Annotated in this window: 19 protein-coding genes and 1 pseudogene; 8 read left to right on the plus strand and 12 right to left on the minus strand. The window is 61.6% G+C overall.

What is annotated here, in order from left to right:
• Positions 1–136 precede the first annotated feature (136 nt).
• From CRO46_RS11795 to CRO46_RS11810, 4 genes are all read right to left on the minus strand, one after another.
• Positions 137–403 (minus strand): addiction module antidote protein, encoded by a 267-nt coding sequence (locus CRO46_RS11795; protein ID WP_097107971.1) that lies wholly within the window; start codon positions 401–403, stop codon positions 137–139.
• A gap of 11 nt (positions 404–414) precedes the next feature.
• Entirely contained in the window at positions 415–810 is a 396-nt protein-coding gene (locus tag CRO46_RS11800) for a hypothetical protein (protein ID WP_097107972.1), read from the minus strand.
• 197 nt (positions 811–1,007) lie between these two features.
• Entirely contained in the window at positions 1,008–1,169 is a 162-nt protein-coding gene (locus tag CRO46_RS11805; protein WP_097107973.1) for a DUF1328 family protein, read from the minus strand.
• 92 nt (positions 1,170–1,261) lie between these two features.
• Positions 1,262–1,714 carry a YcgN family cysteine cluster protein gene (locus CRO46_RS11810; protein ID WP_097107974.1) on the minus strand — a complete coding sequence of 151 codons (453 nt, stop codon included), beginning with the start codon at positions 1,712–1,714 and terminating at the stop codon, positions 1,262–1,264.
• Positions 1,715–1,859: 145 nt separating this feature from the next.
• Between CRO46_RS11810 and CRO46_RS11815 the strand changes: the two genes are divergently transcribed.
• From CRO46_RS11815 to CRO46_RS11825, 3 genes are all read left to right on the plus strand, one after another.
• Positions 1,860–4,085, plus strand: coding sequence for a transglycosylase domain-containing protein (locus tag CRO46_RS11815; protein WP_179759037.1), 2,226 nt, complete (start codon positions 1,860–1,862; stop codon positions 4,083–4,085).
• A 185-nt stretch (positions 4,086–4,270) separates the two neighbouring features.
• Positions 4,271–4,858, plus strand: a complete 588-nt coding sequence (locus CRO46_RS11820; RefSeq protein ID WP_097107976.1) for a DUF1214 domain-containing protein — start codon at positions 4,271–4,273, stop codon at positions 4,856–4,858.
• Positions 4,851–5,405, plus strand: a complete 555-nt coding sequence (locus CRO46_RS11825) for a DUF1254 domain-containing protein (protein ID WP_097107977.1) — start codon at positions 4,851–4,853, stop codon at positions 5,403–5,405. Before CRO46_RS11820 ends, CRO46_RS11825 begins: the two co-directional genes overlap by 8 nt.
• On the opposite strand, the gene CRO46_RS11830 is transcribed toward CRO46_RS11825, so the two are convergent.
• The gene (locus tag CRO46_RS11830; RefSeq protein WP_097107978.1) at positions 5,364–5,780 is read right to left on the minus strand and encodes a TetR/AcrR family transcriptional regulator C-terminal domain-containing protein; all 417 of its coding nucleotides are present in this window, start codon (positions 5,778–5,780) and stop codon (positions 5,364–5,366) included. The two genes, CRO46_RS11825 and CRO46_RS11830, sit on opposite strands and share 42 nt — an antisense overlap.
• 100 nt (positions 5,781–5,880) lie before the next feature.
• On the opposite strand from CRO46_RS11830, the gene CRO46_RS11835 reads away from it, so the two are divergent.
• The 3 genes from CRO46_RS11835 (at position 5,881) to CRO46_RS11845 (ending at position 8,608) form a co-directional block, all read left to right on the plus strand.
• Positions 5,881–6,186 (plus strand): hypothetical protein, encoded by a 306-nt coding sequence (locus tag CRO46_RS11835; RefSeq protein ID WP_179759038.1) that lies wholly within the window; start codon positions 5,881–5,883, stop codon positions 6,184–6,186.
• 8 nt (positions 6,187–6,194) lie between these two features.
• Entirely contained in the window at positions 6,195–6,893 is a 699-nt protein-coding gene (locus CRO46_RS11840; protein WP_097107979.1) for a helix-turn-helix transcriptional regulator, read from the plus strand.
• Positions 6,894–7,408: 515 nt separating this feature from the next.
• The gene (locus CRO46_RS11845; protein WP_143439023.1) at positions 7,409–8,608 is read left to right on the plus strand and encodes a hypothetical protein; all 1,200 of its coding nucleotides are present in this window, start codon (positions 7,409–7,411) and stop codon (positions 8,606–8,608) included.
• A gap of 46 nt (positions 8,609–8,654) precedes the next feature.
• Here the strand turns inward: CRO46_RS11845 and CRO46_RS11850 are convergent, their stop codons facing one another.
• The 4 genes from CRO46_RS11850 to CRO46_RS11865 form a co-directional block, all read right to left on the minus strand.
• Complete coding sequence (locus tag CRO46_RS11850) at positions 8,655–9,437, minus strand: MOSC domain-containing protein (protein ID WP_097107981.1); 783 nt, start codon at positions 9,435–9,437, stop codon at positions 8,655–8,657.
• 178 nt (positions 9,438–9,615) lie between these two features.
• Positions 9,616–9,957 (minus strand): DUF1491 family protein, encoded by a 342-nt coding sequence (locus CRO46_RS11855; RefSeq protein ID WP_097107982.1) that lies wholly within the window; start codon positions 9,955–9,957, stop codon positions 9,616–9,618.
• Positions 9,954–10,877 carry a peptidoglycan-binding domain-containing protein gene (locus CRO46_RS11860; protein WP_244577868.1) on the minus strand — a complete coding sequence of 308 codons (924 nt, stop codon included), beginning with the start codon at positions 10,875–10,877 and terminating at the stop codon, positions 9,954–9,956. Before CRO46_RS11860 ends, CRO46_RS11855 begins: the two co-directional genes overlap by 4 nt.
• On the minus strand, positions 10,852–12,732 hold the full coding sequence (locus CRO46_RS11865) for a sensor histidine kinase (protein WP_244577869.1): 1,881 nt from the start codon (positions 12,730–12,732) through the stop codon (positions 10,852–10,854). Before CRO46_RS11865 ends, CRO46_RS11860 begins: the two co-directional genes overlap by 26 nt.
• Positions 12,733–13,198: 466 nt before the next feature.
• Between CRO46_RS11865 and CRO46_RS11870 the strand changes: the two are divergent.
• Together CRO46_RS11870 and CRO46_RS11875 are read left to right on the plus strand one after the other, a co-directional pair.
• Positions 13,199–13,483, plus strand: a pseudogene (locus tag CRO46_RS11870) (DUF5330 domain-containing protein); the annotation flags it as partial.
• A gap of 338 nt (positions 13,484–13,821) precedes the next feature.
• A complete protein-coding gene (locus CRO46_RS11875) occupies positions 13,822–14,265 on the plus strand; it encodes a SufE family protein (RefSeq protein WP_097107985.1) in 444 nt (147 codons plus the stop codon).
• Positions 14,266–14,329: 64 nt separating this feature from the next.
• Here CRO46_RS11875 and CRO46_RS11880 read toward each other — a convergent pair whose 3' ends face one another.
• The 3 genes from CRO46_RS11880 to CRO46_RS11890 form a co-directional block, all read right to left on the minus strand.
• Positions 14,330–15,154, minus strand: a complete 825-nt coding sequence (locus tag CRO46_RS11880; RefSeq protein WP_097107986.1) for a DUF6456 domain-containing protein — start codon at positions 15,152–15,154, stop codon at positions 14,330–14,332.
• Positions 15,141–15,728 (minus strand): helix-turn-helix domain-containing protein, encoded by a 588-nt coding sequence (locus CRO46_RS11885; RefSeq protein ID WP_179759039.1) that lies wholly within the window; start codon positions 15,726–15,728, stop codon positions 15,141–15,143. Before CRO46_RS11885 ends, CRO46_RS11880 begins: the two co-directional genes overlap by 14 nt.
• 340 nt (positions 15,729–16,068) lie before the next feature.
• Entirely contained in the window at positions 16,069–16,491 is a 423-nt protein-coding gene (locus CRO46_RS11890) for a Ros/MucR family transcriptional regulator (RefSeq protein WP_097107988.1), read from the minus strand.
• Positions 16,492–16,701: the final 210 nt, after the last annotated feature.

Below are 16,701 nucleotides of genomic sequence, written 5' to 3' on the forward strand. Positions count from 1 at the left end.
GTTTGTCGCCTGCTGCCTTCTTTCGAGTTATTCACTTTTGTCACGCATGAAATTCGGACTATATGCCTATTCTCTTAATTTGGGTGTTGATGCGTAGCAACCATGCCTTAGAGCTCAGGTTCCCTCGGCTCCAGTTTCACTTGAGTCCCAATGCCTTGATCACCCCGATCAGCGTCGACAGGCGCGGGTCGCCGGTCTCGCCGAGCGCATTGTAAAGGGCTTCGCGGGTCACGCCGGCCTTGCGGGCGATGTCGCTCATTCCGCGCGCCTTGGCGATGTCGCCCAGAGCTGCGGCAAACAGCGCCGGATCGCCCTCGATAAGCGCCGCATCCAGATAGGCCGTCGCCATCTCCGGACTGTCAATAAACTCTGTGATATCAATTTGTTGCGTTTCGATTGCCATTCACCCACCCCTCAATGCCGTGGATCTTCCGCGATCCGGATCGCGTCCTCGATCTGGGCCTTGAGCACCGGCAGATAGGCCTTGTTCATGGCAATCGTCAGCTCGCCGCCGCCTTCCAGCGTCAGCATCAGCCCGAGCTCGCCCTGCGGATTCATGGCAAGGCCCATCCGGGTGGTCTTGAGCACCTGGTAATTGGGTTGCTCGTTTTCCGGCAGAGCCGAGACCACCTGGCCGAGATGACTGGTCAGCGCGGTGATGGTGGCGGGGACCATTTTGGCATCGAATTCGAGAGCGAATTTTTCGCCCTTCGCCGTTGCAACCACGAGCGCCACCGAGCCGTCGTCCGGCCGCGCCTCGCCGGCCACCAGGGTTTGGAAAATCGGGGCCTTGTTCATGGTCTCGGTCACTTGGCTGCGCTCCTGTGCTCACATCACGGCGCGGAACCCTTGTCCGCCCCCTTGGCATGTAGGCGGCCGCAGCAGGCATGTCCACCGCCGTCTCTTCCGCACACACCGCACTTCAAGGTCAGCACGCAAAAATACCGCCGGAGAAAATCTCCGGCGGTTGAGGTGCTTCAGCTTGGGAGGATGAAGAACGTGTCGCGCTAGGCGATGGCAACGATGCCGAGGACGGCAAGCAGAAACAGGATCAGCACGATGCCGATCAGCAGTTTCGCGCCGGTCATGGCGGCACCGGACAGGCGGCCAAAGCCGAGAAGGCCCGCGACCGCGGCAACAATGAGCAAAATCAGGATCCACTGGATCATGGGAAAACCTCCATTTGGCAATTACGGGGTCATAACGCCGCAGGCGGCGATTTGGTTCCCGGCAGGGCTCAAGTTTCTCGCGCCGGCGCGGCTCAGACGTCCTCGCCGGGCCAGTCGACGAGGTAATCCTCGAACTCCTCGACATCCACATCAGCCTCGCTGACCGTGCTGCCGCGTACCGAAACGCCGGCCTCGTGCACGGTGTTCGGATCGCCCGAAACCAGCGGATGCCACCAGTAGAGATCAGCGCCTTCACGCACCAGCCGATAGCCGCAGGTGGGCGGCAGCCAGGTGATGGTCTCGACCTGCTCGGGCGTCAGGCCGATGCAGTCGGGCACGGTGGCCTGGCGGTTTTCATAGTCCTTGCAGCGGCAGGTGTGGCCGTCAAGCAGGCGGCAGGCAATGTTGGTCCAGGCGATTTCGCCGGTATCCCAGTCTTCAAGCTTGTTGAGGCAGCAGCGGCCGCAGCCGTCGCAGAGGCTTTCCCATTCCGCCTCGGTCATCTGGGCCAGCGTCTTGGCCTTCCAGAAAGGCTTGGCGTCCATTGCCGTTTTCCTTTTTCATGTCTGCCTGCCTGCGAGCACGCGCTGGCGGCTTGTCCTTTGACTGAAAATACTTCAAAAGCATAGACCAAAGGGGCGAAACCGTGATGCTATCGTGCATCGCGGCAACACCAGTGCGCGGCGATGCATGCCGCCGCCGCCCGCAATGGACCTAAGACCCGTGCAAGACCCGTTCAACCAGGACAACAGGCCGCGCAAGCGCTCCAACCTCTTTCTGCGCATTGATTCGTGGATTGATTCCTCGATCTGGAATGCCGGTTTCCGCCTCGGCGAAATCTGGGAGGAGATCACCATCTTCTTCCGCCGCTTCCGCACCCGCGGGGCCTGGAAGGTGGTGTTCGAGATCGCCGGCGAAGGCATGAATGTCGGGGTTGCCGGTTTCGTGCTGCTTCTGGCGCTGGCGCTGCCGGCATTCGAGGAAACCGCCGGAAACTGGCGCACCCGCGACGATTTTGCCGTCACTTTCCTTGACCGCTACGGCAACGAGATCGGTCACCGCGGCATCATTCACGAGGATTCCGCCCCGGTCGACCAGCTGCCCGATCATTTCATCAAGTCGGTGCTGGCCACGGAAGACCGGCGGTTTTTTGATCATTTCGGCATTGATTTTCTCGGTCTCGCCCGCGCCATGACCGAAAACGTCAAGGCCAACCAGGTGGTTCAGGGCGGCTCCACCATCACCCAGCAATTGGCCAAGAACCTGTTTCTGACCAATGAGCGGACAATCGAGCGCAAGATCAAGGAAGCGTTTCTGGCCTTGTGGCTTGAAGCCAACCTGTCGAAGAAGGAAATCCTTCGGCTTTATCTCGACCGCGCCTATATGGGCGGCGGCACCTTCGGCGCGGCAGCAGCGGCTCAGTTCTACTTCGGCAAGGACATCACCGAAGTCTCGATCGCGGAGGCGGCCATGCTCGCGGGGCTGTTCAAGGCCCCTGCCCGCTACGCCCCGCACATCAACCTGCCGGCCGCACGGGCGCGGGCCAACGAGGTGCTGTCAAACCTGGTCCAGGGCAATCTGATGACCGAGGGCCAGGTGATCGGCGCAAGGCGCAACCCGGCCAGCGTGATCGACCGGGGCGCCCGCGACGCGCCGGACTATTTCCTCGACTGGGCCTTCGAGGAGGTCAAGCGCATCGCAGCCTCCTACGAACAGCATTCGCTGATCGTGCGCACCACGATTGATCCGGGCATGCAGGAAGCCGCCGATGCGGCGATTAAAACCACGCTGCGCCAGTACGGCGATCGCTACCGCGCCAGCCAGGCAGCCCTGGTGCTGATCGAGAACGGCGGCGCGGTGCGCGCCATGGTCGGCGGCCGCGATTACGGCGAAAGCCAGTTCAACCGCGCCTCCCGCGCGCTGAGGCAGCCGGGATCGTCGTTCAAGATCTTCACCTATTCGCTGGCGATGGAAAAAGGCATGACGCCGGAAACCTCGATTGTCGACGCGCCGATTTACTGGGGCAACTGGAACCCGAAGAACTACGCCGGCGGCTATTTCGGGCGGATCGACATGAAGACTGCCCTGGCGCGCTCGGTCAACACCATCCCGGTGCGGCTCGCCAAGGAACGTCTCGGCGAGGATCCGATCGGCCAGATCATGGCGCAGGCCAAGAAATTCGGCGTCGAGACCCCGATCCGCCGGGATGTGACGATTCCCATCGGCACCTCGGAAGTCACGGTGCTGGACCAGGCCACCGCCTACGCGGTCTTCCCTGCCGGCGGCTACCAGTCGCGCCGCCACGGCATCGCGCAGATCATGAATTACAATGGCGATGTACTCTATGATTTCGAGCGCGACGAGCCGCCCGCCGAACGGGTTCTTTCGGAAGACGCCGCCAACTACATGAACCAGATGCTCACCCGGGTTCCCTATGTCGGCACCGCCCGGCGCGCGGCCGTCGACGGTGTTCTGACCGGCGGCAAGACCGGCACCACGCAGGCCTATCGTGATGCCTGGTTCTGCGGCTTTACCGGCAATTTCACCGCCGCGGTCTGGTTCGGCAATGACGACTATACCTCCTCCAACCGGATGACCGGCGGCTCGCTGCCGGCGATGGCCTTCAAGCGGGTGATGGATTATGCGCATCAGGGCATAGAACTCAGAGCCATTCCGGGGGTCGACGACCCGCTTCCGGCCGACAAGGCGACGCCGCTTGTTGCCGGTTCTTCGACCGATGAGGATGGAAATGTAGTGCCGGCACGACAGCGTCTGAGGTCTCTCAACCGGGAGAGCACCGATGTGCTCAGGGATCTGGGGGAGAAGCTCAAGACGGCGCGGCCACTTGGCGCACGCGACCGCCTGGCCCAGGTAGACGCCACGCCGGAACTTGCTCCATCCACCGTCGAGCGGTAGGAGCTGCGGATGCGCCGCGGCAATGGTGCATATTACGATCTTTTCATGTCCAGCGTCTGGTTATTGAGACGGGATTGTGCTTTTTCCTGTCGCGTGGCGTGGTCTCGGTCATGATCTGACGCCGCAGAAGACGCCCTTGCGCGGCGCCCGCCACGCTCCCCTGTTTATCGAGGAAATCCGCCCCCGTGTTTCGTCTGCCCGTCCTGGTTGCTCTGACACTGGCGATCGCTTTCGGCGGCGGCGTCTGGTCCGCGTCCTGGACACTCCAGGCCACGTCCGGCTTCGGCGCCATCCGGCTCGGGCCGTGGAGCGCCTATCCCGAATTGCAGACCGCGAGTGCGGACCCCTTCGCCAAGGCGCATCGTGCGGGAGATGGCCGCTTGTTGCTCGGCCGCGCCGAAGGCCTGGTGTTTACCGCCAGCAGCGACGAAACAGGGACCCCCTTGTCGGGGCGCTGCAGCTACGAAGTTTCCGGTTCCACGCCGCCGGCACGGTTCTGGACCCTCAGGGTCATCGATGAAAACGGTGCAGCGCTCGAAGCTCCGCCGCGCGTGCCAACCAGCCTCAATTCCTGGACAACGCTGCGCAAGGCCGATGGCAGTTTCAGCATTCGGCTCGATTCTGTCGCAACCGCCGGCAACTGGATGTGGCTCGATGCAGAGGGTGAAATCAGCCTGGTGCTGACGCTGATCGACTCGCCGGCTGCGGCTTCGCTCAACATGGTCGAGCTCGACATGCCCAAGATTTCCCGGATCGGATGCACAGATGCGTAGCGTGTTGCTGGCCATCGCCATCGGCCTGGTGGGTGCGGCGATCATCCACATCGTCATCGTCCTTGCCCTGCCGATGTGGACGGGCAAGGACGCCTGGACGCGGGTTGAGGCACTGGGCGACACCAATCGCTTCTATTCGCTTGCCAATGAGCCCAACCTGACCGGGCTCTACAACGAGGACCCGTATCTCCGCAGCGCTGTCTGCCGCTTCGATGTCAGCGAAGGGCCGGTCAGGGTCGTCGCATCGGGCGACGTGCCCTACTGGTCGGTTTCGGCCTTTGACAGGGCTTCGAACGAAACCTACTCAATGAACGACCGCTCTTCCATCGGCAGTGGCGTCAACATTGTGTTCGTTACTCCGGCGCAGATGTTGCAGCTCAGACGGTTCATGCCGCGCGCGCTCGAACGCTCGGTTCTGGTCGAGCTGAAGCAGCCGGAGGGCTACGTGATCCTGCGTGCGGTGGCGCCGGCCTCGAGCCAGAGACCCGCAGCGCGGGCCTTCTTGTCAAATGCGGTCTGCACCAGCATCACCATCGACCCGGCCTGAGGGCTCCACAGCCGCGCAGAGCGTGAGAAACTGGCTGTAGGCATGGCCCGCGCGCCAGTTGAACTCGGTTTCCTCCATCGGCGGCAGCGGGGCGATCACGCGGCGAATTTGCAGGTCTCCGACCAGAAGGTTGAGATACAAGCCGACCGCATCCGTGGTGGTGTCAAACCGCAGCGCCCCTTCCGCCCGCGCGCGCTCCATGACCCTGCCAATCAGCGGCGCAATGGTCTCCCGGCCGCGCTCGGAGATAACCGCCCCCAGTCCCGGCGAGTCTGCTGCCGGTGAGTATTTTGGATCGCCTTTGACGAGCTCCCGAAACGATCCGGGAACAGGGCCTTCGTGCTCACAGAAACCGTGGGCGCGGGTGCATGACACTCTGTTGCCTTGCGTATGCAAAAGGTCCATATTCAACTGACAGCTTTTGGCAGTTGGGGTAACCTATATCGCTCTCGTCTACCAGCAAAGGAGATGAGACATGACCAAACATACGATTGAAACAGTAATTTTCCGGCTCAACGATGGCGTTTCCCAGCAGGAATTCGCCAAGCTGGCGCACAGCATCAATGATTTCGTCGCCAAACGAGACGGCTTCATCGCCCGTCGCCTGTCGAGCAGTGATGACGGACTGTGGATCGAGCACGTCGAATGGGCAACGCATGATGCAGCGATGGCCGCAGCAGCTGCGATCGAGAACGAGCCAGGACTTGAACCGGTCATGAAAGCCATCGACGGCGCGACGTTGAAAATGCACCATACCGCGTTGGAAGTTTCGGTGAACTAGGAAGCATCATGCGTCGCAGCGACCGTCTTTCACAGATCATCGAGATCGTCCAGGACGGTCGGCTGCACCTTGCACGCGATCTCGCAGCACGCCTGGAGGTCTCCGTGCGGACAATCTATCGGGATGTCGACACGCTGGTGGCGTCAGGCATCCCGATCGATGGCGAGCGGGGTGTGGGATACATGCTCCGCGAGCCCGTGTTTCTCCCGCCGATGAATCTTTCTCTCATGGAGCTCGAAGCCCTTCATCTGGGAATGGCGATTGTCGCCGAGGCCGCCGATCCGGAACTGCAACTGGCGTCGGTTTCGCTGGCCTCCAAGATTGCAAAGGTGGCCTCTGCCCGCGGCACGGTTCCCCGGAACTGGGGGTTTGGCGTCTACCCGTTTGCACAGGCCAGGGCAGGTTTCAAACACATGCCGAAAATTCGCGCCGCCACCCGCAACCGCACCAAGCTGGAAATCGACTATGTTTCGCTGGATGGCCAGGCATCGACGCGTCTGGTTCGACCGCTTGAAATCACCTATTGGGGCAGGGTCTGGACCTTATCGGCCTGGTGCGAAAAGCGGAACGATTTCAGGGTGCTCCGGATTGATCGCATGGAAAGGTGCGAGGCTACAAGCGAGTGTTTCGATGACGAACCTGGCCGCAATTTGGAAGACTACCTGGCGCAGGTAAACGCCGAAATGACCGGGACGAAGGACGGATAGGATCGTAGCGCAAGGATGCGGCGTCCTGATGAAACCCGCACAAGCGCAGATGCGCTCTCAAGAGCGGCCGCTTCCTTTTCCGGCACCTGTTCATTGCCCCGAGTGCCACGCGGCATTGAATAATCCGGGGCGCGGCCATGCCACCTTCAGCGGCGCTTTCTTCCACGCGGTTTGTCCGGCGTGAAATCGTCGAACATCGGCTGATGCCGGATTGGTTTCGGAAACCCGTCGTCGCTGTACAGCGGTTCACGCCGCACCCCGGTGAACATCAGTATCTTTGCAGAGGCTGAGGCGCGTTTGCTTGCACTGCCTGGCCGCTCTAGCTCCCGGCATCTTGATCGATCGAAGGTCAATATTGTCGCCATATCTGGACTCCAACATGGTGGAACAGGAAATACGCTCGACATTCTTCTCCTTGAAGTATTTCTTCTAGCGTCGACTTGGTTAACAGCTCGCTAACGCTTTTGCTGTAATTTGACCCAAGAGTGTTGTTGCGTTTGAGTAAGGTGTACCCCGTGTCAGACAGTTTCCGCGATCTCGAACGACCAGAAGGTGGTCGCCGCAAGGATGCCGTGATGATGGCCGCGATAAGCGGCCTCGAATGCCTGGATCACCCGACGCGCCAGGACCTGGTGCGGTTTTCACGGCTTTTCGTCCCACTTTACAAAACCGCAAGCCAGGAAGCCCGCCGCACCGCGTCGGCAACCCTGTCGCGGCTTTCGCAGGTTCCCGAAGACGTAGCGGAGATGCTGATAAATGAACCGATCGCCATCGCGGCACCGTTCATCGTGCACTATCCGCGGTTTAAGGAGACTGCGCTGGTCCAGGCGGTGATGCGCCATGGCGCACCGCATGCCCGTGCGGCGGCGCGCCGGTCGGACCTGTCTCCACAGGCCATCGCCAGGCTGCAGCAGCTCAAGGATCCGTCGGTCGACAGTCTGCTTGTGCTGCGGGGACTGATTCCGGCTCCCGCACAGCCGCAAGCGGCCTCTGAGATGCAGGCAGTACCTAAGATGCAAGCCCGGGCACCGGAAGCTGCAACTGCCAAGTCGTTGCCTTCACGCCCGAACGTCGCGGCGCCACCGCTCGATCCGAGCGAGCGGCTCAGGACCCAACTCAAGGCGCTTGTCGCTGCAAGCCCGGCGCCACAGGCGCCGCTCAACCGGCCGACGAGCCCGCACAAACGCGCCACCACACAGTCCTCCGCCGCCCCCGTGCTTGCCGAACCGGCGACTGCGTCAGCCAAGGCCAGGGCACAACGCCGGGTCGGCGACGTTCGGCTGGCGCAGCTGGCGCGCCATGCCCGGACTGACCAGGAATCCTGGTTTGCGACCGCCCTTGCCGATGCCATGGGTGCCAGTTTCGCGCTTGCCGAACGCATCATGATGGACCTGTCGGGACGGCAGCTGGCCACGGCGATGATCGGGCTTGGCGCCCCGGAAGCCACCATCAAATCGGCACTTGAGAGCTTTTTTCCGCATCTGGCCAATCCGTCAGCCCGCCACACGCTCGCCACCGACCTGATCGAGGAGCTCGACAGCGAAAATTGTGCTGCGCGGCTCCAGTCCTGGCAGCGCGCCGACAGCTACACAAATGGCGCCGCCTCCCATGTTCCGGCGCTCGCCGACGGCAAGCCGGTGCGTCAGGACCGCGACCAGCGGGTCTCCCCGCGTGATGTACGCGACCGGATGCTGCCCTCCCGCAAGACAGGCTGAAGAGGGCCGGGTCTGCCCGCCCGCGTGGCGCTGCGGCGAGCAACGCCTATGCGTCAAGCAGCCTGACCGGGCTGCCGACCTCGATGACGCCATCATTGAGCACCTCGGCGTAGATGCCCATGTCGAAATGGCCATAGGCCTTCTTCAGCAGCCTGGGCACCATGATGTCGCGTTCGGCGGTGTCGGGATTGACCTCGGTGGCCAGACAGCGCTGGGTCCGGTGCAGCACGTTGAAGGTTACCTCGCCCACCTGAATGCGGCGACCGACCAGTTCGAGCTCGCTGAAGGCGGGCCAGCCTTCGAATACGATGTTGCCGCGAAAACGGCGCACGTCGACTTCCTGCGAAATTTCCTCTTCGAACGCCCGCACCGAATCGAGATTGATGAAGGAAATCGCGTTCATCAGCGTGGTCGAAACGACCGAAGCATCGGTGAAACGGTGCGGAAAGGCCGAAGCGAAAAACGGGGCTTCCTCGTCCTTGAGATCGAGCAGCTCGGTGAGAAAGCGGCTGGCCTCGCCGGCGCCTTTCTCGGTATTCATGTCGAATTCAAGCTTCGGCTCTGAAGTGGTGCTGATCGTCAATATCCGGGTCCGGGCGTCAAAATCCGTGTTCAGACCGGCGAGCTTGGCGTGCTGCAACAGGACGATGAAGCGGCTCTTCTGCAACGGTTTCGGACTTGCGGGATCGAAGCCGCTGTTTTTCTTGGCAAAACCGAACAGGCGATCGCCGGGAAAGCCATCCCCGGTTGTGAGCGAGGCCTGCTCGTGAGGCTGCGGGCTGAGCCCCTTGATCGGGTAGCTCGACAACGACAGGACTTTTCCGTTCATTGAGATCTCTTTCCGGATTCCAGCAAGCTTCTGTTCAACAGCGATTCGACCGCGCGGCCGGTGCCACTTTACCAGAGCCTGTTCGGAAGAGATCCGTCTGCACGCCAAAACAGGTGCGCATATCTGGTCGCTCCGGACCTTTAGCCGGGCTGCAACCCGCGTTCGGGCAGGCGTTGGGCTATTCTTCGGCGAAAGCCAGATAGGTTTCGGGGCTGTCGGTTTCGATTTCCACCACCCAGATATCGGGGTCGAACCTCGCCTCGCGGGCAAGCAGCTCGGAGATTTCGCTTTCCTGAACCCGGGACTTTCTGATTTCGAACAGCCGGTCCTCGGGATGATCATCGTCAAAGGCCGTTTGCGGCGCCGGCGCGGCCAGGCTTTCGCTGCCATCGCGGTGGCGGATACGGATGAAGATTGCGCCTGCCTCTTCCGCCCCGCGGCGTTCAATCGCCGCCATACCGCCCTCGGCGAACAGCCGGCGCGTCAGTGCCGCGACGAACATGCCGGCTTTCAGTCTCACAGCGCGCCGATTTCGAGCAGTTTCTTCAGCACCGTCTCGTTGGGTTCGCCAGTCACGGGCAGGCGGTAGTGCTTCTCGAAGGCGCTGATGGCGGCACGGGTCTGTGATCCGGCCACGCCGTCGACGGTGATGTCGGCATAGGCTATGTTGGACAGACCCGACTGAATCTGTTGCACCAATTCGCTTGGACCTTCCACAGGTTCAGCGGGGACGGTGACCGGTTCGCCGGCGCGCGCATCGGAGGCAACGGCCGGGGCCGGCCTTGGTGCCGGGCGCGCCACCGGCTGGCTACTGGCAATCTCGGCCGGTGCGGCCGCTTGCCTGGTCTGTGCGCCGGCCTGCTCCATGATGGAAAGCAGCGATGCGCTGGGTTCACCGGTCTCGGTGTAGCCGTTGTTTCTCTCCCAGGCGCGAATGGCGGCTTCGGATTTGGGGCCCATCAGACCGTCGATCTCGCCCGAATACAGGCCCTTCTCGGCCAGCACCGTCTGAATTCGCGTCAGAACCCGGTCGGATGCAGGCGTTGCGGAGACTTCGGGCGTGACGGCCGGCGCTGCAGGAGCCGGTGGATTGGGTACCGGGATCGAGGCGGTCGGGGTCTCGTCGCTGCGCTCGATCCGGTACGTGGTGACGATACGGGTTGGCGCGCCCTTGATCAGCGGGCTCATGGTGTCAGACGGCGTGCGCACGCGCGCGCTTCCCGCAGATGCCACGTCGCGGGTCTTGAGGATCGGCGCGGGATGCTGTCCAGGCTGGTGCCACAGGGCATTGGTGGCCACAAAACCGAAAATGACCGCAAATGCCACGCTGCCGCCGGCGAGCGATGGGTGTGCCGATATGACCGATCCGAGCAACCCGAGGATGCCCTGGCCGTCGGTCTCATCGTCAATCAAGTCAGGCGATACGCGCTGTCTCGGCATAGTCTTCATTCCTGGTTTTTTCATCAATTCGGGCCGGCGTTGCGGCCGTTCTCCTGGCGGACTTGGGCAGCAGCGGCGGGAACACTACGGCGGAACTCGCCGCTTCGTCTTCCAGCTGCGGATTGGCGCCCGAACCGTCGGCGGGCAGACTGATGGTCACAATCGTTCCTTCGCCCTCGCGGCTTTCAATGGCGAAAGTGCCACCGTGCAGATCCACAAGCCCCTTGACCAGGGACAGGCCGAGGCCGGTTCCCTCGTAATGGCGGCCGAGTTCATTCTGTGCCTGGACGAATGGCTCGCCGATCGAAGCCAGTTTGTCCGCGCAGATGCCGATGCCCGTGTCGCTGACAATGAGCTCCAGCCTGCCGTCGCGGATCGCAGCGTCGACATTGACCACGCCACCGGCATCGGTGAACTTGATCGCGTTGCCGACGAGATTGATCAGGATTTGCTGCAGCGCGCTCTTGTCTGCCACCACCTCGGTCTCGGCGCCGCGGACCAGGCGGCGGGTCAGGGTGACACCGCGATTGGAGGCCTGCAGCCTTAGCATCGCATCGCAATTGTCGATGACATCGGCGATCGGGAATGCCTCGACAAAGACCTCATAGCGCCCGGCTTCGATCTTCGACATGTCCAGCATGGTGTTGACCAGCGCCAGCAGGTGCTGACCCGATTGATGGATCAGACCGACATATTCACGCTGACGCTCATCGCTGAACTTGCCAAACATCTCGCGGCCGAGAATATCGGAAAAGCCGATGATGGCGTTGAGCGGCGTGCGCAGCTCATGGCTGACCGCGGCAAGAAAGCGGGTCTTGGAATCGTTTGAACTTTCAGCCCGCCTGGCCAGAGCCTTGGCACGGTCATGATCGGCAATTTCCGCCGACACGTCACGTGTCTGGGCCAGAACGCCGCGGAAGCTGCCGTCAGCGCCGCGCTCGGCTGCAAGCGAGATTGCGACATGGAGAAATTGCGAAGCTTCTCCGGGGCAGTCGAAGCGCAGGTCGATCTGGCTGCGGGCGTGGCCGCGGCGGAGACTGTCGATAGCATCGAAGAAGGCGATACGGTCGGCGACATGGATGCGGTTGATGAAGCCCCTGCCCGACACATCTCCGATCTTGCGGCAAAACTCGGCCTGGTCGGCGCCCGAGATCCGGATCACATCGCCCCGCGCGTCATGCAAGGTCAGAAGCCCGGGCAAACGCTCGAGAACGTGTGTGCCGTCAGCCTGGCCCGGGTGATCCTCCGGCCGGGGAGCCGCTACTACGGATGAAGTTGCGGCCTCGACCGGCTGTCTGGCCACGAGGGCAAGACCACGGCCCAGCACATAGATGCCGAAGGCCAATCCCGCTGCTGCTGCGGTGCCGCCGCCGGGAGCCGACGGAACTGTGCCGAGCGCTGTGAAGGCGATGACGCCGAGCATGGCAACGCCGGCGGCCAGCACACCCAGCACCAGGCCGGAAAGCCTGCGGGTGTAAAGCGCGGCTTCTAGCGGCAACAAGGCCAGAAGCGGCAGAAACGGAGAGACAAACCCGCCGGTGCAGGCGACCAGAGCAAAAACTGCAGCTGCGACACCGGCAAGGGCCGCGCGCCCGGCAAGACGGGTCGAGCCGGTGGCGGCCAGCAACCCGGCGACAGCCACTGGCAGCGCCATTGCCGCCAGTGTACCTGCGACCGCGTGCGGCCAGGGAAATGCGGTCAGCAAAACCGGAGCGGCGATTACCGGGGCAGCGATGATGCTTGTCAGACAGGCTGTCATGGCGCGCACCTGGCCTTCGTAAGCCCTGTCGCCATGCGCGGCAGAACCCAACCAGGATTCGGCGGTCTGCCGTCCGGTCAGGATCATTCTGTCCATGAGATCGTCTAATTTTATCACTGCCGAATCCGTACACGCCGCAGTTATTTGTTGTTGGCGCAACATTGTCATTGCTGACTTAAGGAAAGGATAAGCAGGGGCGCCGGAGGCAGCCAAAACCAGTCGATTTCCGGCCTTCAGACGCCTGCCGAAACGGCTTTGGCGTTTATGGTTAATTGTTGCTTTCCCGGGAGCCAGCTGCAGCGGACCGGCATGAAACCGCGCAGAACAGGCTTTCGCCGGGACCGAACAACGCCAGGCCTGATGCAGGCCGGCCTGTTTCAGACAATGCGACAGGCTCTCAGGAGCGACATGATCAATTGCCTAAAGTTTTCGGCAAATTTGGCTCAAAAGCACAGGCCCAATTCAAATCCGCCTTGAAGTTTTTGTCTCATGGTGTGTGCAAGTTCGGGACAACCCGGACACCCCCGTCCAAAGATGGCGGGCAAACAGGAAGGGCCAAATGATGTGGTTTTTGATTAAGGGAAGTTTCTGGTTTTCACTTGTGCTGATCACCTTGCCGTTTCTCGACCAGTCCTCGCGAGAGACGCTTGAAGATGCGCCGCCGCTTGAGGTTGGCCAGAGCATGGCCGCGGCCGTGGAAGCAATTGATGACATCAGACAGATTTGCGTCCGCAAGCCTGAGGTCTGCCAGACCGGCAGCGAGACCTTTGCAGCCCTGGGATCCCGGGCAAAGGAAGGCGCACGGATTGCCTACCAGTTTCTCGATTCCAAATTCGCCGATGGCGAACCCGAACTGACGACAGGCTCGCTGCCGGTCGACAACTGATTTCCCTCGCTCGTCGTGCTCCATGAGGGAGCAGTGGCGGAGGGGGAAAGCCCGCACGTACATGATGCTTGAAATTGCCAACTCCAGTCGCGTCTGACGCGCCGCCGCCGGGAACAGCCCTTCCTCCCGGCGGCGTTTTCTTTTGTTCTGGCGCAGGCGCGCCTTCGCCGGCCGCGTCGCGACCGGACAGGTCCCTTGCGCCGCTTGGGGATGGGATCCGGGCCGTCAATTTGCATCGCAGCGGGGTGCATAAACGGGCAAACACGCCTATATGAGTTTGCGAGTTACAGGGAATACAGATGTCCACGTTGCAAACCATCATTGACGACTTCGAGTATCTTGAAGACTGGGAAGACCGCTACCGCTATCTCATCGAGATCGGCAAGGCGCTGCCGGACATGCCGGCCGCCGAAAAGACAAACGAAAACAAGGTCAAGGGCTGCGCCAGCCAGGTCTGGCTGGTGGCCGAAACCGAAGCCGGAGATCCTGCTGATCCGGTCATGACCTACCGCGGGGATTCCGACGCGCATATCGTTCGCGGGCTGGTGGCGATCATCCTGGCGGCGACATCGGGGCAGAAGGCGTCGGCAGTCGAGGCGCTGGATGAAGCCGCATTGATGTCGCAGCTGGGGCTGGGCGAACACCTCTCGACCCAGCGAGCCAACGGATTGCGGTCGATGGCGTTGCGCATCAAGGCACATGCGGCAGCAGCGCGGTCCGAAGCTGCGGCGCCGGGCGATTAACCAATGCATGTCGCGTTCAAATGGAATCATTCGAACGGTAACGTACATGCATTATTTCAAGGTGTTACAGCGAGTTTTGCGCATCCGATTGGTGGCGCGGCGCTGTAGAAGCTCCGGATCTTCGCTTCGGCCGCGCGTAATGGCGGGCAAGCGCGGCCAGCGCGGTCCGCAGCATCAGCTTGGCCGAGCGGGCGGGCCATTGCCGTTCCCGCTCGACCTCGGCGAGCCCCTTGAGAAAACAGCAGATATCTATCAGCACCCCGGCGAGTTCCGGGCCGACGTCAGCCAGGGCGGTTTCCACCCGCGTCCGGGCCGACATGGCGGTGTCGGTGAGTTCGGCAGCACCGCCGGCAAAGCCTGGCTGACGGCCTGCACGCACCGGTTCCCAGCGCTGGCCGAGTGAAGGCTGCAACTGCGCTCGGGTGAAATCAACGCGCAACCTTTCCCCCGCCTCAACCTGGGAGGGTTCGAGGAACAGACCGCCTCCCCTGCCCTTGATCCGCGCCAGAGCCGCCAGCGGCGATTCAGCCTGGTTGACCTGCAGCTGCCCGTGATCGGGATCAGACCGTGCCACCAGCAGCCGATGCTGGTTCTGGAACGCGCTGCCGGGATCGGCTAGCCAGCGCCTGAGTGCCGCGCGGCCCTCGGGCGTCACACGGCACGAAAGCTTGTCATCTCCCTGCGTCTTCACCTCGATCAGGCCCTGGCTCAGCGCCAGCCGGAACACCCGGGCGTCGGTTTTCCGCACTGTTCCGTCCTCGCGGACGAGCCGAAGCCGGCCTGAGCGCAGCCCGGCCCGGGCACCTTCCGTGTGTGCCGCGCCGCGCGTGACGAAATTGATCAGTTCGGCCAGCGCCTTGCGGGAACGTCGGGCCTCAGAGCTCTGCATTGTCGTGCTCCAGAGGTGCAAAGACGGCCTTCACACACCGCTCGCACCGTTCCACGAAACGGTCATAGGCAGCGTCATCACGACGGTCCTCGATCACGGAACAGGCGTGCATGACCGTGGTGCGGTCACGGGAGAAAGCGTTGGCAATGGTCTGATAGGGCACGGACAGCACGACATGGCAGAGATACATGGCGATCTGACGGATATGACAGCGCGGTCTGCGCCGTGCGGCGCCTTCAGGCAAGTCCCGCTCACAGGCTGCCGCGAACAATTCCGAAACCAGCCGCCAGGTCACCCGGCAACGCAAGGTGTCGGCGAAACTTGTGTTGCGCTTGCGACCGCAGCGGCGCGCGCGGCAGGCACCAAGGGCCAAGGAGGTGTCCGGCAAGCCTTTGCCGCCGACCTTCTCCTTATCCGCAGTATTGCCAGCCGGACCGGCAATGGCAGGCGCCGCCTCGCTGCCCAGGATGGTGCCCGACAAGGCCTCCGCCATCGAAAGCCGGGAGCAAACGCCACTGTCTCTCCGGGCCGCTGCGCTGTCGTACCTGCTGATCTTTACGGATTGACGAACCATGATGAAAATCTCCATTGATAGGAATATTTTCTTACATGATATGCAGATCTTGAGGACGTGCAGCCACCCACCAACTACAGCCTGACGTTGATATCACGTCGTTTTTGAGCTTTTTCCATCATTTACGAAGGATTTTTTTCCTCACTTCATACAGCCCCTCTGGCCGGCGCGGCAGAGATGGAAGCCGGACCCCACGCAAAAATAAAACCGCAGCCTCATGGGCTACGGTTTTTGCAGTCTCGCTTCGCAGTCGTTCTTGCGGTCAGTTGCGCCTGATTTGGCTTTCGGCTGTTGCGGTTCGGGTTGACGACAAAACCGCACTGGAGCCGGTGGCAGAGGCTTACTTGCCGCGCTTGCGCTTCTGCCCGAGGCCCATTTCCTTTGCCAAACGCGAACGCGCCTCTGCATAGGACGGGGCAACCATCGGATAGTCTGCGGGCAGATCCCACTTTTCGCGGTACTGCTCTGGCGTCAGCCCGTAATGGGTCATCAGATGGCGCTTGAGCGATTTGAATTTCTGTCCGTCTTCCAGGCAGATCAGATAGTCATTCTGGATCGAGCGGCGAACCGAAACTGCCGGCTTCGGCTTTTCGACGACTTCTTCCGCCGGCGCAGTTGCTCCACCAAGAGCGGCATGCACCTGGGTAATGACGTTGGGGAGATCATTGGCGGCTACTGAGTTGTTGCTCACATAGGCAGCAACAATCTCTGCGGTCAGCTCAATGAGCAGTTCCGCGCCATTGTCCGTGTTCGTTTCTGTCATAGTCTGGTCCTAACTCTTTTCTAATATACCAACTGCCCAGGCGCCGGAAAAATGGTTACAAATAACGCAAAATCCGACCTGACCGTCTGCGACACTGGATTTACATTGTTTTACACATGAAACAAGTACTATTTCTTATACAAAATTACCAGCATCAATACAATTTTAAAGAAATTTTACGACTAAATGTAATTAATACGGGAAACACCG

This window comes from Parahoeflea halophila (assembly GCF_900220985.1).
Taxonomy (GTDB): Bacteria; Pseudomonadota; Alphaproteobacteria; order Rhizobiales; family Rhizobiaceae; genus Hoeflea; species Hoeflea halophila.

Excerpts from the sequence above, each read along its gene's own strand:
- CRO46_RS11795 (WP_097107971.1), bottom strand. The coding sequence starts at position 403 with ATGGCAATCGAAACGCAACAAATTGATATCACAGAGTTTATTGACAGT.
- CRO46_RS11805 (WP_097107973.1), bottom strand. The coding sequence starts at position 1,169 with ATGATCCAGTGGATCCTGATTTTGCTCATTGTTGCCGCGGTCGCGGGC.
- CRO46_RS11810 (WP_097107974.1), bottom strand. The coding sequence starts at position 1,714 with ATGGACGCCAAGCCTTTCTGGAAGGCCAAGACGCTGGCCCAGATGACC.
- CRO46_RS11815 (WP_179759037.1), top strand. The coding sequence starts at position 1,860 with ATGCCGCCGCCGCCCGCAATGGACCTAAGACCCGTGCAAGACCCGTTC.
- CRO46_RS11825 (WP_097107977.1), top strand. The coding sequence starts at position 4,851 with ATGCGTAGCGTGTTGCTGGCCATCGCCATCGGCCTGGTGGGTGCGGCG.
- CRO46_RS11835 (WP_179759038.1), top strand. The coding sequence starts at position 5,881 with ATGACCAAACATACGATTGAAACAGTAATTTTCCGGCTCAACGATGGC.
- CRO46_RS11840 (WP_097107979.1), top strand. The coding sequence starts at position 6,195 with ATGCGTCGCAGCGACCGTCTTTCACAGATCATCGAGATCGTCCAGGAC.
- CRO46_RS11850 (WP_097107981.1), bottom strand. The coding sequence starts at position 9,437 with ATGAACGGAAAAGTCCTGTCGTTGTCGAGCTACCCGATCAAGGGGCTC.
- CRO46_RS11860 (WP_244577868.1), bottom strand. The coding sequence starts at position 10,877 with ATGCCGAGACAGCGCGTATCGCCTGACTTGATTGACGATGAGACCGAC.
- CRO46_RS11865 (WP_244577869.1), bottom strand. The coding sequence starts at position 12,732 with ATGGACAGAATGATCCTGACCGGACGGCAGACCGCCGAATCCTGGTTG.
- CRO46_RS11875 (WP_097107985.1), top strand. The coding sequence starts at position 13,822 with ATGTCCACGTTGCAAACCATCATTGACGACTTCGAGTATCTTGAAGAC.
- CRO46_RS11880 (WP_097107986.1), bottom strand. The coding sequence starts at position 15,154 with ATGCAGAGCTCTGAGGCCCGACGTTCCCGCAAGGCGCTGGCCGAACTG.
- CRO46_RS11885 (WP_179759039.1), bottom strand. The coding sequence starts at position 15,728 with ATGGTTCGTCAATCCGTAAAGATCAGCAGGTACGACAGCGCAGCGGCC.
- CRO46_RS11890 (WP_097107988.1), bottom strand. The coding sequence starts at position 16,491 with ATGACAGAAACGAACACGGACAATGGCGCGGAACTGCTCATTGAGCTG.